The sequence below is a fragment of the Paraburkholderia sp. genome, from assembly GCF_036488505.1.
Lineage (GTDB): Bacteria > Pseudomonadota > Gammaproteobacteria > Burkholderiales > Burkholderiaceae > Paraburkholderia.
In genome coordinates, this window is sequence record NZ_DASXHN010000228.1 from 74,897 (window position 1) to 91,829 (window position 16,933).

General features: G+C 64.4%; 14 protein-coding genes and 2 pseudogenes. 7 read left to right on the plus strand and 9 right to left on the minus strand.

Annotation, left to right across the window (positions count from 1 at the left end; translation table 11 throughout):
* Positions 1–185: 185 nt before the first annotated feature.
* The 3 genes from VGH68_RS13960 to VGH68_RS13970 form a co-directional block, all read right to left on the minus strand.
* Positions 186–1,046: an alpha/beta hydrolase gene (locus tag VGH68_RS13960; RefSeq protein WP_331604226.1), complete on the minus strand. Its 861-nt coding sequence runs from the start codon at positions 1,044–1,046 to the stop codon at positions 186–188.
* Positions 1,043–2,071: a M14 family zinc carboxypeptidase gene (locus tag VGH68_RS13965; RefSeq protein ID WP_331604227.1), complete on the minus strand. Its 1,029-nt coding sequence runs from the start codon at positions 2,069–2,071 to the stop codon at positions 1,043–1,045. Before VGH68_RS13965 ends, VGH68_RS13960 begins: the two co-directional genes overlap by 4 nt.
* A gap of 669 nt (positions 2,072–2,740) precedes the next feature.
* The gene (locus VGH68_RS13970; RefSeq protein WP_331604228.1) at positions 2,741–2,932 is read right to left on the minus strand and encodes a hypothetical protein; all 192 of its coding nucleotides are present in this window, start codon (positions 2,930–2,932) and stop codon (positions 2,741–2,743) included.
* 526 nt (positions 2,933–3,458) lie between these two features.
* On the opposite strand from VGH68_RS13970, the gene phnC reads away from it, so the two are divergent.
* The 4 genes and pseudogenes from phnC (at position 3,459) to VGH68_RS13990 (ending at position 7,015) form a co-directional block, all read left to right on the plus strand.
* Positions 3,459–4,364, plus strand: a complete 906-nt coding sequence (gene phnC / locus VGH68_RS13975) for a phosphonate ABC transporter ATP-binding protein (protein WP_331604229.1) — start codon at positions 3,459–3,461, stop codon at positions 4,362–4,364.
* 22 nt (positions 4,365–4,386) lie between these two features.
* Positions 4,387–5,343, plus strand: a pseudogene (phnD, locus tag VGH68_RS13980) (phosphonate ABC transporter substrate-binding protein).
* A pseudogene (locus tag VGH68_RS30105) lies at positions 5,340–5,963 on the plus strand (PhnE/PtxC family ABC transporter permease); the annotation flags it as partial. The pseudogenes phnD and VGH68_RS30105, both read left to right, overlap by 4 nt.
* 215 nt (positions 5,964–6,178) lie before the next feature.
* Positions 6,179–7,015: a DMT family transporter gene (locus tag VGH68_RS13990; protein WP_331604230.1), complete on the plus strand. Its 837-nt coding sequence runs from the start codon at positions 6,179–6,181 to the stop codon at positions 7,013–7,015.
* A gap of 75 nt (positions 7,016–7,090) precedes the next feature.
* Here the strand turns inward: VGH68_RS13990 and VGH68_RS13995 are convergent, their stop codons facing one another.
* A complete protein-coding gene (locus VGH68_RS13995) occupies positions 7,091–8,371 on the minus strand; it encodes an MFS transporter (RefSeq protein ID WP_331604231.1) in 1,281 nt (426 codons plus the stop codon).
* 377 nt (positions 8,372–8,748) lie between these two features.
* Between VGH68_RS13995 and VGH68_RS14000 the strand changes: the two genes are divergently transcribed.
* Positions 8,749–9,276, plus strand: coding sequence for a thioesterase family protein (locus VGH68_RS14000; RefSeq protein ID WP_331604232.1), 528 nt, complete (start codon positions 8,749–8,751; stop codon positions 9,274–9,276).
* Between the two features lie 341 nt (positions 9,277–9,617).
* On the opposite strand, the gene VGH68_RS14005 is transcribed toward VGH68_RS14000, so the two are convergent.
* Positions 9,618–10,580 (minus strand): response regulator, encoded by a 963-nt coding sequence (locus tag VGH68_RS14005; RefSeq protein WP_331604233.1) that lies wholly within the window; start codon positions 10,578–10,580, stop codon positions 9,618–9,620.
* A gap of 342 nt (positions 10,581–10,922) precedes the next feature.
* On the opposite strand from VGH68_RS14005, the gene VGH68_RS14010 reads away from it, so the two are divergent.
* Entirely contained in the window at positions 10,923–11,858 is a 936-nt protein-coding gene (locus VGH68_RS14010) for a hypothetical protein (RefSeq protein ID WP_331604234.1), read from the plus strand.
* Between the two features lie 151 nt (positions 11,859–12,009).
* Here the strand turns inward: VGH68_RS14010 and VGH68_RS14015 are convergent, their stop codons facing one another.
* Positions 12,010–12,684, minus strand: coding sequence for an HAD family hydrolase (locus VGH68_RS14015; RefSeq protein ID WP_331604236.1), 675 nt, complete (start codon positions 12,682–12,684; stop codon positions 12,010–12,012).
* A 489-nt stretch (positions 12,685–13,173) separates the two neighbouring features.
* Between VGH68_RS14015 and VGH68_RS14020 the strand changes: the two genes are divergently transcribed.
* Positions 13,174–14,334, plus strand: a complete 1,161-nt coding sequence (locus tag VGH68_RS14020) for a porin (protein WP_331604237.1) — start codon at positions 13,174–13,176, stop codon at positions 14,332–14,334.
* A 41-nt stretch (positions 14,335–14,375) separates the two neighbouring features.
* On the opposite strand, the gene VGH68_RS14025 is transcribed toward VGH68_RS14020, so the two are convergent.
* The 3 genes from VGH68_RS14025 to VGH68_RS14035 form a co-directional block, all read right to left on the minus strand.
* On the minus strand, positions 14,376–14,990 hold the full coding sequence (locus VGH68_RS14025) for a DUF2894 domain-containing protein (RefSeq protein ID WP_331604244.1): 615 nt from the start codon (positions 14,988–14,990) through the stop codon (positions 14,376–14,378).
* Between the two features lie 43 nt (positions 14,991–15,033).
* On the minus strand, positions 15,034–15,687 hold the full coding sequence (locus VGH68_RS14030; protein ID WP_331604238.1) for an OmpA family protein: 654 nt from the start codon (positions 15,685–15,687) through the stop codon (positions 15,034–15,036).
* Positions 15,684–16,933, minus strand: a 1,250-nt coding sequence (locus VGH68_RS14035; RefSeq protein ID WP_331604239.1) for a DUF802 domain-containing protein, incomplete at its 5' end; no start/stop codon positions are given. The genes VGH68_RS14030 and VGH68_RS14035, both read right to left, overlap by 4 nt.

Here is a 16,933-nt window from a genome sequence, read left to right on the forward strand (position 1 = left end):
ATCGACTCCCCTGGCTGGCGGCAACGGTGAGTATCGCGTGATTCGCAGCGCACATCTGAACGGGAATTATGCGCCTGCGACCGCGGATAGCACCGCTCGGCGCAGTCAGGTAATACCCGCTAAAGGTTCGCCAGGTCTCGCTCAGAACACCTCGGCTCGCTGCGGCGCGGCAAGCCGCGCGACCTTCACAACGCGGGTTTCGCCGCGGCCGGCCGGCGCGCCGGTACTGCGCTGGTCTGTTCTTCGCGCTGTCGCTCGAGCCATGCGCGCACCTGCGCGGCGGTCCACGCCGGATCATCGTGCGGCAGATCGTGGCCGGCCCACGGATGCCTGCGATGCTCGGCGCGCCACTGGCCGGCCAGCGTGGCCGAACAGACCGGATTAACCAGCGCGTCCGCCCGCGACGACAGGATCAGCAGTGGGCAGGACGGCGCGGCGGGCGCCGCGCTAAAGCGCGCAGCGGCCCATAGCTGCCGCAGCGCATTCGCGCGGCTCACCGGCGCGCTGCGGCGAATCGAGGTCCATGCGTCAATATCGGCGCCCAATGTTTCGACGTCATTGCAGGTGAGCCGATGGATGCCGCTCTCCGCATCGGCCGCGTCGCTCCAGTGCGCGGCGACGCCAAGCAGCCCCGGCCAGGCGGAAGGCCGCAGCCGCTGATGCACGCGGCTGAACGGCCGCATGCTGGTATTGATCAGCACCAGCCGTTCGATTTCGTCCGGATGGCGCTGCGCCCAAGCGGTTGCCACCATCCCGCCAAGCGACATGGCCAGCACGCTGTAAGGCCCGGGCACGCCCGTTTGCTCCGCCGCACGCCGCACAAACGCGACCATTTCCATCACGTCCGCCGGTGCGCGCAGCCTCGCGAACTCGCCGTTGCCCGGCAGATCGAGCAGCAGCACGCGCGGGCTCGCCGGGTTGCCTGCTGTCGAGTCATGCAAACGGCCGCACGAGGTGCCAGGCAACGTCTCGCGCAACAGCTCCGGCAGACGCCCCCAATGCCGCGTCTCACGTGTGAGCCCGCGCAGCAGGATCCACGTGCTCATGCGCTCTCCGGCCGGTACCAGTGGTCGAGCGCGCTTTGCAGCAACTGCTCGCGGCCATTGCCATGAGGCAGCCAGCGCGACGACGAGAACGCCGCGCGCGCGAGAAAGTCCATCAGATTCGCGTGACGGCGCAGCACCCGCGCAGTGCGATGCGCCTTGACCGGATTGAACATGCCCTGGCGCGAAAACAGCTGGCGCGGATTCTTCTTGATCCACAGCCACGAGCCCAGCTCGAGCGTCATCGGCAGAAAGATGTTCGGCGACGGCGTGTGGTCATACGCGTAATCCCACAGATCGCCATGCAGCAGGTACTGATGGCTTTGCGGCTCGAACGTATAGCCATGGTGCGGATGCGCATGTTCGAACATGCTTTTGAGCAGGTACATCTCGGGCAGATGCGGCATCTGCTTGCGGGTTCGCGCATAGGGAAACCAGATGCTGTCGCTCCAGCCGTAGCCGGAATGGCAATCGAGCGCGATGCTGAGCGGCCGCGCGGCCAGTTGCGTTTCGACGACCCGTAGCAACGCGGCGGCTTCCGGTTCCATCGGCTCGCCCGCGCGGCCGCGATACCACGGCAACCATGCGCCGACGCGCTGGCCGCCCGCGAGCAGCGGCACGCGCGCGTCGGCGTTCTGCGGCGCATTGCGCATCAGATCGACGCCGCGCGGGTTCGCCCTGGTGGCCGCCCACATCCCGCCGGGATTGACGATCGGGCAGCAATAAATCCTGACGGAATCCAGCAGTCGAATCAGAAGATCGTCCCATGCAAGGCGCGAGATCAGCGAGCGCATGTATTCGAGCACGAGCCGCGAGCCGATCCGCTCAAGCCCATGGATGCCACCGAAGAAGGCCACCGCCGGCGCGCGCGGGTCGGCCGAGCCGACCGATGCCATGTAGACGTCGAACTTGCGCCCGCGCACCTCGACGCTCGCGAGGCTGCGGGTGTCGAACCAGCGCGCGCCCTCATCGAGCAAAGCTCGCAGGTCCTCGTATTCCTCGAAGCTGTCGGGTAGAAGGCTATACATAGCGCAATATGTGACGTTTTCGGACCACGCGAGACCAAGAGGATGGCGCACCCGATAGGGTTTGGGCCGGATCGGCCGGAGCAGCGTCGAAGCAAGTCTAGCGATATTCCGTTGGTTGCAGTGTGACCGTACTCACGCCAGAAGCGTCTTCGTGCCTTCAAAAACCCGCACATCTCGGCGTTTGGAACTGGCAGGGGTCGGAATGGGACAGGTTCGCGTCTTCCGGTGCGCGAACTGCTGCCGTCGAATTGGCCCCGCTTCTGTACGGGGCCGCTGTGTGTGCGTCATCGCTAGCGCCGCTGTTCGACGCCTGTGCAGAAAGCGTCGATCGCGACAGCATGCTGCAAAAACTGAATGCTGCCCCGCCGAAGCGGGTATGGACTAACCTCGAGACTATTTGATTGCCTTGCTGTTAGGCGCCACACGCGGATCGTTGCAAAGACGCTCGCATCTACCCTCGCATATCGGAACCAGGGTGACTGATATCTGATCGAGCGTCTCGACGCCTTTGTCATCGATGTCTGGCTTCTGGATAATTCTCGTATCAACCCAGATGTTTGCTGCTTTCACGCCGAACTGGATAAGGTAGCTTTTGAGGATTGCAGCGCGCTCTGCTGCTAGTGGCTCCGGGTTTCGCTCTTTTATATATCCACCCGCGTACACGATCCCTCAGATTTCGGCGTTCGGCCATTGCTTCGCAGCCAGCATCATATCGACGATCTTGATGCGATCAGAATTTGTAATTTCTGTTGAGTTCAGAGGCAAGCTACTTGTCATATTCTCGGAAATAGTACAGGCGCTTGCGTGGCCTATGCTCGCGGCCAAACAGAGCGCCATAAAATAGCGCGCTGCCTGGGCCATTGCGGACGTCATCGCCGTCGCAAGTCACGACTCAAAGAAACAGCACTGAGCCGCCTTTCCGTATCAGTTAAGGCCCGGTCAGCGCTTCGGTGCGCAAGCACTGGCGATTCTCGACGACGCGGGTGTGCCGTATACCTGTCGCCGCCTCGCGCGGCGCGCCGGCGAGGACCATCGCGGCGTGCCTCATAGCATGCGACGCGGATATCCTCGTAGTGAATACGAACAGACTCGGACGCTTGCGCAAATTTCGCCTGCTCGCGCGGCGCGAGGTGCTTTGCAACGTCCAGCTGAGCTTGCCCGACTGACATCACCTGCGCCTGCGTCATCCACATGTCACATTTCCTTCGGTCCGCCGCCCTGGAAACCGGCCTAAGACCGGCTTCGATCCGCCCTCCTGACGATCTGAACGGGGGCACATAGATATAGTCGTCTAGACGTTGCGATGCCTTCACTCAACCGTCACAGACCCTTCCTAGAATGACCCCAACATATGCCGGCAGTGGCCAGGGGCATTGAAAGGAAACTGATGGAAGCGATCCGTGAAGCTATTCGTACCGAACGCCTGAGCAAGACTTTCGGCAACGGCCGCAAAGCGCTCGATGAAATCGATCTGCGCATTGCGCCCGGTGAAATGGTTGCGCTGATCGGCGCATCAGGATCTGGTAAGTCGACGCTGCTGCGCCATATCGCGGGTTTTACCGCATCGGACGCGCAACCGTCGCGAATCGAAATTCTCGGCCGGCCGATCCAGCAGAACGGCCGCATCGTCGGCGAAGTGCGCCGCATTCGCCGAGATATCGGTTTCGTGTTCCAGCAATTCAACCTGGTGAACCGGCTTTCGGTCGAAACCAACGTATTGATCGGCGCGCTATCGCGCCTGCCATGGTGGCGGCGCTTGACCGGCTGCTTTTCGCGCGCCGAGCGCGCGCTGTCGCTCGCGGCGCTCGACGAAGTCGGTATTGGCGAACATGCGCGCGAACGCGCGGCGAATCTGTCGGGCGGTCAGCAGCAACGCGCTGCGCTCGCGCGGGCGCTGGTGCAACGGGCGCGCATCGTGCTCGCCGATGAACCGATCGCGTCGCTCGACCCCGAATCGTCGCGCCGCGTGATGGACATGTTGCGCGCGCTGAACGTCGAACATCGGATCACGGTGCTCGTATCGCTGCATCAGGTCGACATCGCGATGCAGTACTGCGCGCGCACGATCGCGCTGCGCCGCGGCAAGGTGGTCTACGACGGCCCCTCCGGCGCGCTCACGCCGGTACTGCTGAAAAAGCTCTACGGCGACGACACGCACGAGCTGCTCGACGCCGGCAATGCCGCGCAAGACCTGCAAGATGCCCATGAGGCCCCCGCGGTACCCGCACGCGATCCGGCTGATCGCACCGCCGCGCACTATCCATTCGCATTTGAACCCGCGCGTCCGAACTGAGCCGGTGCGCGGGCTTTTACCACTGATCACGCTCGCCGCCGGCGCGGCCGCCTTCGCCTGCGTCACCGTCGCCCATGCTGAGGACACAACCTTGGCATCATCTCGACCGATTCGTCAGCGGTGTTGAAACAACGCTGGGAACCGCTGATCGACGACATGAGAAAGCAGACCGGCCTGAACGTGAAGGCGTTTTTCGCCACCGACTACGCCGGCATCATCGAAGGGATGCGCTTCAATAAGGTACAGGTCGGCTATTTCGGCAACGCGTCGGCGGTCGAGGCGGTCGATCGTTCCGGTGGCGAAGTCTTCGCGAAGGCGCAGCACGCGAACGGCGACAGCGGCTACTACTCGCTGCTGATCACCAACGTGAACAGACGCTTCAAGGCGCTCGACGACGTCTTCAAGAATACGAAGGACGTGACGCTCGGCTTCGGCGATCCGAACTCGACATCGGGCACGCTGGTGCCGGCCTACTATCTGTTCTCGAAGCACCACACGCCGGTCAATACGTCGTTCAAAAGCGTGCTGCCGTCGAGCCACGAGGCAATCTGCTCGCGGTGGTCAACAACAAGAACGACATTGCGACCAACGACAGCATGATGATGGAGACGTTAAAGCGCGAGCATCCGGACAAGTTCGCGCAGGTGCGCGTGCTGTGGACGTCGCCGCTGATTCCGTCGGACCGCTGGTGTGGCGCAAGGATCTGCCGCAAGCGACGAAGGACAAGCTGCGCAAATTCTTCCTGAATTATGCGAAGACTGATCCGCATGAAAAAGCAGTGATGGCCAACATCACTGAATACAGCGGCTTCGAGGCGTCGTCGGATCAGCAGTTGCTGCCGATTCGCGAGATCGTGCTGTTCCAGCAGAAGCAGAAGATCGAGAGCGACGCGCATCTGTCCGACGGCGAGCGCAAAACCCAACTCGCCGCGCTCGACGCGAAACTGAGCGTGCTCAACAACGCGCAGTCGAAGCAATGAACACTGCCGATTCGATCGCGTCACCGGCGCGTGGGGACGAGCCGTCCGCCACGCGGGTGATGCAACCGGCCACACAACCGGCGACGCAGCGGCACCAAGGGGCGGGTGAACCACAAGCGGCAAGCGCGCGGAACGCGACGCGGGACAACGAGCGAGACAAGACGCGAGACAAGGACCGGGACAAGACACGAGACACGGCGCGCGCCGGCAGACGCGGCTGGCCGTCGCTGCTCGGCTGGATCGCGGTGCTCGCGGTCCTCGCCGGCACATGGCACAGCGCCGATATGCGTCCGCTCGATCTGATCAGCGACTCCGCGAATATGGGCCAGTTCGCGAAAGACTTCTTTCCGCCCGACTTCACCGAGTAGCGCAGCTACTCGCAGGAAATGCTGGTGACGCTGTCGGTCGCTGTGTGGGGCACCGCGCTCGTGCTCGTCTGTGCGGTGCCGTGCGGCCTGATGTCGGCGCACAACATCGCGCCGATGTGGCTCGTGCAACCGGTGCGCCGGCTGATGGACGCATGCCGCGCGATCAATGAAATGGTGTTCGCGATGCTGTTTATCGTCGCGGTCGGGCTCGGGCCGTTCGCCGGCGTGCTCGCGTTACGGGTGCATATCACGAAATACCGGACGGACGAAGCGCGACGCTGCTTCGTCGGCTCTTCGCGCGTCGCACCCGGACAGCCAGCGCCTTTTGCGCGCCGCAAAACGCCTGCTTTCTCCACATAAAGCCCCTTTGCTTTAGTCGTCCACTCACACCATTCCGGCGTTCTGCTGGAATAATCACGGGCTTGCCGGCCGCCCGCGGCCTCCCTTCCCTGCCCCCCCCGTTGTCGATGGAAACCTTTGTGGTCCTGCTCGTGTTGTTGTCCGCGCTGCTTCACGCGACCTGGAACGCGTTCCTGCATCTGTCCGAGGATCGCGTCTGGCTGCTCGGCATGATGGCGATGCCGTATCTCGTGGTCAGCGCGATCGGCGTGCTCGTGCTGCCGATGCCCGCGCCGGCCGCATGGCCGTACATTTTCGCGTCGGCGGTGCTCGAATGGGGCTATCTGCTCGCGCTGATCCGCGCGTATCGGAGCGGCGACTTCGGCCAGATTTATCCGATTGCACGCGGCATGTCGCCGATGCTCGTCTTTATCGGCGCGCTCGTGTTCGCCGGCGAAACGCTGAAGCCGCTCGCCGCGCTCGGCGTCGCGCTCGTGTCGACCGGTATCGTCTCGCTTGCCTTTCGCCGCGGCATGCGCTTTTCCGGCGAAAGCGTGCCGTTCGCGCTGCTGACGGGCCTGTTCATCGCGACGTACTCGGTGGTTGACGGCATCGGCGCGCGCGTCGCGGGTAATGGCCTCAGCTACATCATGTGGGTCTATCTGATCTGGAACATCCCGCAGTTTCTGCTTGCGTGGCATTGGCGCGGTGGCGCCAAAGGGCTTTTTATCGGACGCACGCTGGTCGTGAAGGGCATTGCGTCGGGCGTGCTCGCGCTGGCCGCGTATTGCCTGATCATCGAGGCGTATCGCTATCTGCCGATCGCCATGGTGTCCGCACTGCGGGAACTGAGTTCGATCTTCGCGGTGCTGATCGGCTGTGTCTTCATGGGCGAGAAACTGACCAGACGGCGGATCCTTGCATGCGCGCTCGTCACGCTCGGAGCGGTGCTGATCCGGATTTGATGCAGCGTGCCCGATGCCGGCGGCCTCGCCGTAGGCACGAAACACAGCCAGCCGGGCCCGCCAACCGGGTTCCTCTCAGTTGTGCAACGGCGCCGCCTGCGCATGACGGGAACGGACCCAGAGATTAAGCGCCGCGCATGCGGCCAGTAGCACGCCCGTGACGAAAAACACCGGCTGCAGCCCGATATGCGCGCCGATCTGTGCGCCGATCAACGGGCCGACCACCTGGCCGGAGAACTGCGCCGACTGCAAATAGCCCAACGTCGTTCCAGACTGGCTTTCGTCGACCGACTGACGCACCAGCTTCGCAATCGACGGCAGCAAGCCGGCAACCGTCATCCCCATCACGCCGCGCAGCAGCGCCAATTGCCACCAGTGCGTGACGAAAGCCTGCGGCAGCATCACGAGCGCGGTCGCGATCAGACAGCCGACAATCACGTTCCAGCCGCCGACCTTATCCGCGAGCGCGCCGAGCCGCGGCGCGGTCAGCATGCTGCCGAACGCCGACGCCGCCATCACCATCCCCGCGACCCGGGCGAGGTACTCGTGCGGCACGCCCAGTTGGCCGATGTACACGGTGATGATCGGTTCGATCGACATGTTCGCGAGCAAGACCATCATCGCGGTGACGAGCAGCACCGGGATCACCGCGCGGTTCACGCTCACGCGCGACGATGCTTTGGCGGCGAGCCGGCTGCGCGCGTCGACGGCGCTATCGAAGTCTTCGCGCACGATCAGCCACGTCGCCAGCGCCGCGACCGCGATCATTGCTCCGCCCACGAAGAAAGTCCCGCGAATGCCGACCCATCCAGGAAGGAAGCCGCCCACGAGCGGCCCGATCAGATTGCCCGCCAACGCGCCGGTGGACAACACGCCGAGCGCCCAGCCGGCGCGTTCGCGCGGCGCCTGGGTGCCGATCATCACGATGGACGCCGACGCATAGCCGCCGATCAACCCCGCCACCAGACGCAGCACGACGAGATCGACCACGCTGTGCGCGATGCCGATCAACGACATCACCACTGCCATGCCGACTGCCGCCCTGATGAGCATCGGCTTGCGCCCGTACCGATCGGCCAGACGCCCCCACAGCGGCGCCGTGATCGCGGTGCCGAAGAAAGTCGCGCCGAACGCGACGCCGGACCACTGGACGACCGCTGCCGGCGAACTCACGCCGAGCTGTTCCACATACAGCGGTAGAAACGGCAGCAGCATGCTCAGACTCACCAGCGTGGTGAACGAGCCGAACACGCAGACAGCGAGATTGCGCTGCCAGTACCGCGCGTTGCGCTCCGCGTAGCTGATGTCACGGCGCGGGGTCGCCGGCTGGTGGAGCCGGCTGGCCGGCAAATTCATTGAGTCGTTCATGACGAAGAGAACCGCGGCCGTGATCGCACGGACCGCTTCGGTGGATGATCTGAGGTTGACGCGCCTGGCAAAACCCATTGAACCGGCCTGAACCTGCCTGAACCGGCTTGCTGCCCGGTAGCGTCGCCTTGATGACGTGTTGAGATTACGCGCGACCATCCATCTTGAAAAATGAATTTATATGATTGGATCAATCCTGTTTTCTGATCCGGAAGACACGTGCGATCGCCGCGCCAATCGAAGGCCAAATCCGATCATCTGGACGACGCTGCCGGCGCAGCGGGGCCCCGTGAACTACACTGCGCAGGCAGCACGACGCACCACCCGCGCCGCCCCCATCCCTTCGACCGACCAAACACGCGCCTATGCCGCCTTCCGTTGTCCTACCGTCCTACCGCGAAACGGTTCGCGCCGAATGGGTCGATTACAACGGCCATATGCGCGACGCGTTCTACATGCTGATCTTCAGTCTCGCGGCCGACGTCGTGATCGATCTGATCGGCCTGACCGATGCGGTACGCCGGGCGCGCCAGCGCTCGATCTACACGCTCGAAGCGCATCTGAACTATCTGCATGAAATCAAGGAAGGCGCGGCGGTGCGCGTCGACATGCGCTTGCTCGCGCATGACGCCAAACGGCTGCACCTGTACCTGGAAATGTTCGCGCTGGACAGCACGCGCCCCGAACCCGTCGCCGCGAGCGAGCAGATGCTGCTGCACGTCGATACCAGCGGTCCGCGCGGCGTCGCGTTCGATCCCGACGTCGAGGCGCGCGTGCGCGAACTCGCGCACGCGCATGCGGCGCTGCCGCCCGCTCGCTTTGCCGCACGCGTGATCGGCCTGCCGGGCGCCGCGCAGCTAACAACACGACCGCAACGGACGAAAGATGCTTGAGCCGGAAATCGCCGTATTCATTGCTGGTGCTGGCGAGCGTGATCGCATGGCAATCGTCGTGAGCGGCCGGCGTGCGCGATGTTCGGGCGCGAGCCGATAGTGGCAGCGCGCTGGTTTATCCGATGGTCGGCACGGGGCCACCTCCGCCCGCGCGCGATAGTAGCGAAGCGCAGGCGCCTAGGCTCGCGCTCGCCGGCATGCACGCGTTTCGCGACACCTTTGGGGGAAACAGGGATGCTGGCGCGCTCTCGACACAAGCCCCCGGCATGCAGGCGATGCATCGGGCCGTGCGCGATTTTCTGCGCGGTCGCGTGATGCAGCCGGCGTCGCGCCGACCGGCGTCAACGATCGCGTTGTTTGCGCCAGCGCGCGAAGGTGACGAGGTCGAGCCCGACTTCGCCCGGCTCGATGCGAGTCCAGCCGTAGAAGCCGTCGTCCCAGCCGGGGATGCCGGTCGGCGTCAGCGTGCGAAACTGCATGCCGGCGCGATAAGCGAGATCCGGCCAGAACAGCGGCATCACCTCGCGCACCGCGAGCTGTTTGAGCAGGTCCGACGGTCCGCCCTCGTCGGCGACGATCTCGCCCTGCGAAATCCAGTCGTTCTCGGCCCATGCGACGAACACGCTCGGATTGCCGGACCCGTCGAACATCAGGATCACGTTCTGCTCGGGGCGCCAGTAATACTCGACGATGCCCTGCGCGGCCACCACCTCGTCGATCACCCTGCGCGTACGCGGGTCGCAGTAGGTCATGCCGTTTTCGCCGAGTGCGAGCCAGCTCAATTCCCCGCAGTGCCGGTTCTTGGCGTCCTTCAGAAAGTGCACGAGTCGATTGGCCGAATCAGGATCGGTCTTGCGCAGATACAGATCGACGATGCCGGCGTTGAATGCCTTGACCGCGACGGTTTCGTCCGCGACGCCGGTGAGCAGCACCTTCGCGCAACGCAGATGCGAGATCGACGCGAGAAATTCGACGCCACCGATGCCGGGCATGTCGTAGTCCACCACGACGGCCGCCACTTCTTCGAAGCGCGACGGCCGCGCGACGATGTCGCGCTCCGCCGAGGTTTCGACGAAGCGCTCGACGCCTGGCTCGCTCAGACACGCCGACGCCGCCGCGAACTCCAGCGAATTCTCGCGCGCGTGCTGGCGGATGTAGTGCAGCGCGGTTTGCGGCCGCGTGAAGAACAGGTTCGTGTGGGTGTCCGGGAAGAACCGGCGCAGCGCATCGAGATAGCTGTCGTTATCGTCCACGAAGACAACCGTGGACGGATAGAAAACGGGTGGTCGAATAAAGTTGTTCATATTTTCAAGCAAAGCGTGTCTGCCGGTCGTCTCCGCTGGTTCGTATAGTACAGGCTCCGCGCATTTAGCTGTGCAACTTGCGTCGCATTGCTGTCGCATATATACGTCGCGAATGCGCGCCGATTAATCTCGTCAAAAAAAGAATAGGGAAGCAAACGTAAAACCATCGGTTTGCGGCGGCGTGCGGCAAATCGCGCTGACGCCGCGGATGCCCTATCCTGGTGCCAGGCCTATTCCGACATCAGCTATCTTGCGAGGTCATGAGTTGCCGGTCAGAAGCGTCGGCGGCCAGTCCGTCGTTTATCATCGAAGTTCGCAGTTTCCGAATGTTGTTGCTTAGATATGACGAATACCGGCAAGTTGTTGATAATCGGCTTACTCGTGATCGATGCGGGCGTCGCCGGTTATCTGCTTTATCCGAAGGACGAAGAGCGCGCGCCGACCGCGAGCGGCGTGGTGGTCGGCAGCATCGATGACGCTGCGCAGGACGTGGGCGGTGGCTCCGCGCGGGTCGCTGGCGGCGGCGTAATGCCGGCGGTCCCGGCGCAGCCGGCTGCGCCGGTCGCGCCGCTGTCCGTGTCGCCTGCCGCGGGCGCTCAGGTCGGTGCTCAGATCGATAGTTCGGCGGCTCCGTCCGCACCCCCTGTCGGGAGTTCTGTGCCGCAGCAGCCTGTGCAGTCCGCCGTGGGCTCCGTGCCTGGCCAGCCTGTGCAACCGTCTGTCGGTCCTGTGCCGGGGCAGCCCGCCACGGGTTCGGCAGCACTGTCGTCGTTGACCCCGACGGGCCCAGTACCGCAGCCCTCCGCTCCTTCCGCGACCTCAGTGACGCCGACCCCGGCCGCCCCCGCAACCGCAGCAGCCATCGCGCTCGCCCCGGCGGTGGCACCCGAGTCCAGTCAGGTCGTCACCGGACGCATCGACAATACGGCTCAAGCGGCCGCCCAGCCGGCGCCCAAAGCGCAGTCCGCCGCGCAACAGAAAGCGCAGTCGAAGCCTGGCCCGCGTATCGAAAAGGCACAAGCCCGGCGCTACGCCGCCGCGCCGCATCCGAGCGGCTCGAACCCGGTCGCTGCGTTGCTCACAGACGAGTTGGTCCGGGAATCATCCAAGCCCGATCCGTCACTGCCGATGCCATCGGGCATCGGCGTGCCGAGCCTGGAAACACAAACACCGCCGGGCCGGCGTTCGAATCCCGTCGCGTCGGCGATGACCGATCAACTGGTGAAGGAGTCGTCGAAAGTGGCGCCGGTAGAACAGCCGCCGATTTTCAAGCACTGAGACCAGCGCGGATAAAACGTCCCTTGCCGGGTCGCCGCATTGAAATACGGCAAAACGTTGCCGCCTGCCGTCGCACGCCGGGACCGCGCTGCCGAACAACCTCACGCCGCGTGCGCGATCGGCATGCGCCCCGCGCATTCACGCCAATCGGTCATGGCCGCGACGCGACTTCGTCCAGATGCTCGAGCAGGCCGGCCGGATCGTCATAGACGCGCAGCGCGCCCGCGCGCTCGAGTTCTTCGGTGCCGTAGCCGCCCGATAGCAGACCGACGCCGAGCGACCGGCAGCGGCGCGCGGCGAGCATGTCCCAGATGCTGTCGCCGACCACGACCGTATGCTCGATCGGCACGCCCAGCCGCTCGGCCGCGGCGATGAACAGGTCCGGGTCCGGCTTCGCGTATTTGACGTCGTCGCGCGTCACGACGACCGCGTTCGCGGGATCGACGCCCAGCGCAGCAAGATTGAGCGCGGCCGTCTCCATCCGCCCGCTGGTCGCGACCGCCCATGGCGTACCCGCCTGGGTCAGCGCATCGAGCAATTCCCGCGCGCCGGGCAGCGGACACACTTGTGCGCGCATCCGCTGATAAGCGGCAGCATGCGCGTGCCGCAGCCGCTCGCTGCGGTCGGCACTGATTTCACCGTGCGTCTCGCGCAGCAGCTGGTTCGTGAACAGCCCGCCGCTCATGCCGATCTTGCGATGAATCCGCCACACCGACAGCGGGATCCCCTCGCTGTCGAGTGCTTCTTTCCACGCAAGCACATGCTGGTAGACGCTGTCGACGAGCGTGCCGTCAAGATCGAAAAGAAAGGCCGTCTGAATGCGCATGATGGGACTCCGGTGATCGCAGGGTGCTTATCAATATGCCATGTCTCGATGAAGCAGCGAGGACGTCCGACGCCGCGCATGGAATAGGCCGTGAATGCACCGCGATCGTGCCCGCTGCACCGCCCCCTCTCCCGGAGCGCGCCGCAACAGGGTAAGCTTCGCCCCCTCGCCGTTTTCCGCCAATGCGCCGTTTTCGGGCAATTCCCGCGCTATCCCCGCGCTGCACAGCTCATGCGTGCTTTTGGCGGGCTCTGGCACATTGCGTGCTTTTGACTGGCCCGCAGAATCATTCGATTGCACGCACAAGCCCCATGCAAAACATTTTCCGAGTCACTGTCCGCAACGAGCATCCCAGGTTTAAGCAATTTCTTTCCGATTTTGCAATCGGGCGATAACGCCTGCGCGATGCATGAACCACCCTCCGTTGCGAATAGCGCAAAGCACTTCATTCACTCAACAACGATCGTTTTAATCAAGGATCCACTCGCTATGAAAAAAACCCTGATCGCCGCCACGCTGTGCGGTTCGTTGACGATGGCCGCGCACGCCCAAAGCAGCGTCACGTTATACGGCCTGATCGACACCGGCATCGTGTACACCAACAACCAGTTGGGCCACAGCAACTGGCAGCTCGGGAGCAGCTCGACCCAGAACACGGTGTTCGGCCTCAAGGGTTCGGAAGATCTCGGCGCGGGTCTGCACGCGATCTTCAAGCTCGAACAGGGTTTCCTGCTCAACAACGGCGCGCAGGCGTTCGGCGGCAGCGCGTTCGGCTCGCAGGCGTGGGTCGGTCTGCAAAGCGATTCGTACGGCACGCTGACGTTCGGCCGCCAGTTCGACGTGATGAACGACCTCGTTGGACCCATCTCCGCGAGCTTCAACACGTGGGGCGGCAGCCTCGCCGCGCATCCGTTCGAGAACGACAACCTCGCGGCGAATTCGGTCGTGATCAATAACTCGGTCAAGTACGTGAGCCCGGTTTATCAAGGCATCACGTTCGAAACGATGTACTCGTTCAGCAACAAGGCCGGCGACTTCGCGAACAACCGCTCATACGGCTTCGGCCTGGCGTACACACAGGGCCCGTTGAATCTCGCGGCCGGCTATCTGCAGTTGAACAATCCGGGCAACGGCGCGGGCGCCGTGACCACCGGCGACACGAGCGCGAACTTCGTCGCCCAGCGTCAGCGCATCTGGTCGCTCGGCGGCAACTACACGTTCGGCCCGGCGACGGTCGGACTGCTGTGGAGCCATACGCAGATCGACAATGTCGCGGGCGTATTCTCGTTCGGCACGGGCACCTACCTCGGCGCGGCCGGCGATCCGACCGGTACGCTCGGCGGCTCGCTGCGTCTCGACAACTATGAAATCAATACGAAGTACGCGCTGACGCCGGCATTGAGCGTGTCGGGCTCGTACACCTATACGCACGGCGCGTATAACGGTTCGTCGCCGGACTGGAATACCGCGATGCTGCAGACCGATTACGCGGTCAGCAAGCGTACCGACTTCTATCTGGAAGGCGTGTACCAGAACGCGCACGGCGCACCGGCGGATTCGGTGCTGTCGCACGCGATGATCAACACGCTGTCGCCGTCGTCGACCAACAAACAGGTCGCGGTGACCGTTGGCATGCGGCACGCGTTCTGATCTGAAAGCCAAGGCTGAAGTGACGCAGCCGCCGCGCGGAGTTACTTTCTTCGCGCGGCAGCGTCCGCCGCGTGGCGCGAGCGTTCCTTACCGGCAGGCGCGCCACCGTTCATCTGCTCGAGCCACGACAGCGTATCGACGTACGACAGAAATTGCTTCAGATACCCGGGCGACAACTCACGCATCAACGACAGCGACCGATGCACGAGGCTGCTCGAATTGAGCGGCCCCGTGTTGCCCGCCACCGGCGCGAGCGACTGACGCAGTTGCTTGTCGGCGCGAACCTTCGACCAGACGTCCCTGAAGTAATCGAGCGCAGGCAGCTCGGGATAGGCGGCGCCGTCGCTATCCGCACGCGCATGCCCGGCGAGCCGCTCGATCAATGCCGCGAGCGTCGCGTCGTCGGCCGCGCTTGGGGGAGCGTCCAGCGGTGCGCTAGCCACTGTGGCCTTCGGCTTGTCGGCACGGCCGAGCGTGGCCGCATATTCGTCCAGCAGCGTCGACAATCGGCCGTCGAGAATACGCCGCGCCGCGCCGCTGTGGCCCGCCGCGCGTCGCGCGAGCGCCTCGATAAAGCGAAACCGCAGCGGGTCGACGCGATCAGCGCCGCTCGCGCGCCACGCGTCGAGCGTCGCGCGGGCCGGATGGCCGCTCATATCGTTGGCGACGGTGCGGTCGGCGCCATCGTCACGATCGGCATCACGCACCGGGTTTCTCCGTTGCAGCCGCGTTCGACGGACGCGGCACCGGCGCCATTTCGACGCGGCGGTTTCTGGCGCGCCCCTGCTCGTCCGCATTCGAGCTGACCGGCTGTTGCGAGCCGAACGCAGCCGCGAAGACCGACGACGCCGGCACGCCTTCATCGATCAGCGCACGGGTCACTTTCAACGCGCGCTGCGCGGACAGTTCCCAGTTATCGGCGAAACGTCGATTGCCTTCGCGCAAGCGCTGGTCGTCGGTAAAGCCGCTCACCATCAGGATCTGGTCGCTCGCTTGCAGATACGCGGATAGCGGACCGGCGAGACTCTTCAGCAGCGCGCGGCCCTCGGGCTGCAACTGGTCGGAATTCAATGCGAACAGCACGTTGCCGCTGATGCCAATGCGGCCGTTGACGAGCGTCACGCGCCCCGCCGCCAGCGGCCCGGCGAGCGCCTGTTCGAGTGTCTTGCGGCGCTGCGTTTCGGCCTGGCGCTGCTTGACCTCCTGCTCGAGCTTGCTCGACAGCTCCAGCTGCACGCCGATCACCCCGACCAGAATCAGCACGAACGCGCCGAGCAGCACCGACATCAGATCGCCGAACGCGGCCCAGATCGGCGCGGCCGCTTCCACGCCGCCGTCGATGTCGTCGCTCATACCGCGTCGGCTCCAGCGGTCGCGCGCTGCGCGGCCAGCAGTTGCAAATCTTCGACAATCTGCTTTTGCGACATCACGCTCAAGTCGACCACTTCACGCGCCTGTGCCACGTAGTAGGCCAGTTGCTCGTCACTGCGCGTCAGCGATTTATCGAGCGCCGCTTCGATGCGCTCCAGATGCGCGACCAGCTTGTCATTCGACTCGCCGAACACGCTGACCGCCGCGCTGAACGCTTCGCCAAGGCTCGCAATCTCGAGCGCGCTGCCGGTGACCTGCGCGGCGACTGCGCCGAGCTTGCCGGTCTCGTGCTCGAGGTGGCCGGTAAAGCGATTGCCAACGCGTTCGAGCAGGTCGGCCGATGTCGCGACCAGCGCATCGACCGCCGTGCGCTGTTCGGTCGATGCATGGTTCACCGCGTCGAGCAGCGTTTCCAGCGTTGCCAGCAGACGGCTGCGCTCGTCGAGCATCGCGGTGTCGCGCACCATGCTGTCGGAAAGCTTCTGACGCAGTTCAGCGACGACTTCAGCGGCCGCCCTCGGCGCTTCCGACGCGGCCTGCACGAGGCGCTCGATTTCGGCGATCGTCGCGTTCGCATGCGTGTGCGTTTGCGCCGAGATATCGTGCGCGGTCTGCGCGAGCGCGTCACAGATTTGTTGCTGACGGCTCGCGGTTTGCGCGCCCGTCTGCTGCCATTGATCGTTCAGCTTTGCGCTCATCGCCGCGAGCGTTTCGGTCCACGCGGTGAAGCGCTGTTCATCACGCGCGGCGAGTTCGGCTTGCAGATTCGTCGCGGCCTTCGGCGCGTCGGCTGCCGCCTGCACGAGCCGATCGATCTGCGCGAGCGTCTGCGTCGCATGCGCTTGGGTCTGCATGGAAATATCGCGTGCCGTTTGCGCGAGCGCGTCGCAGATTTGCTGCTGACGGTCCGCGGTTTGCGCGCCGGTCTGCTGCCACTGATCGTTCAGCTTCGCGCTCATCGCAGCTAGCGTTTGCGCCCACACGTTCAACCGCTCTTCATCGCGCGCGGCGAGCTGCGTCTGCAAGGCCGTGTGCGACTGACCGAGCGCAGCCAGCAACGCGCTCGAATGCTGCTCGAACGTCGCGGCGGCCCGAGCGAGCGCCTGCTCGTTGGCCGTCGCGAGCTCATCGCCGGTGCGCTGCTGCTGCGACAACGCATCGCCCCAAGCCTGCGACATACCGCTCGCGGTTGTTTCGAGTCGCGCCGACACACGCTCGAGCAATGCGA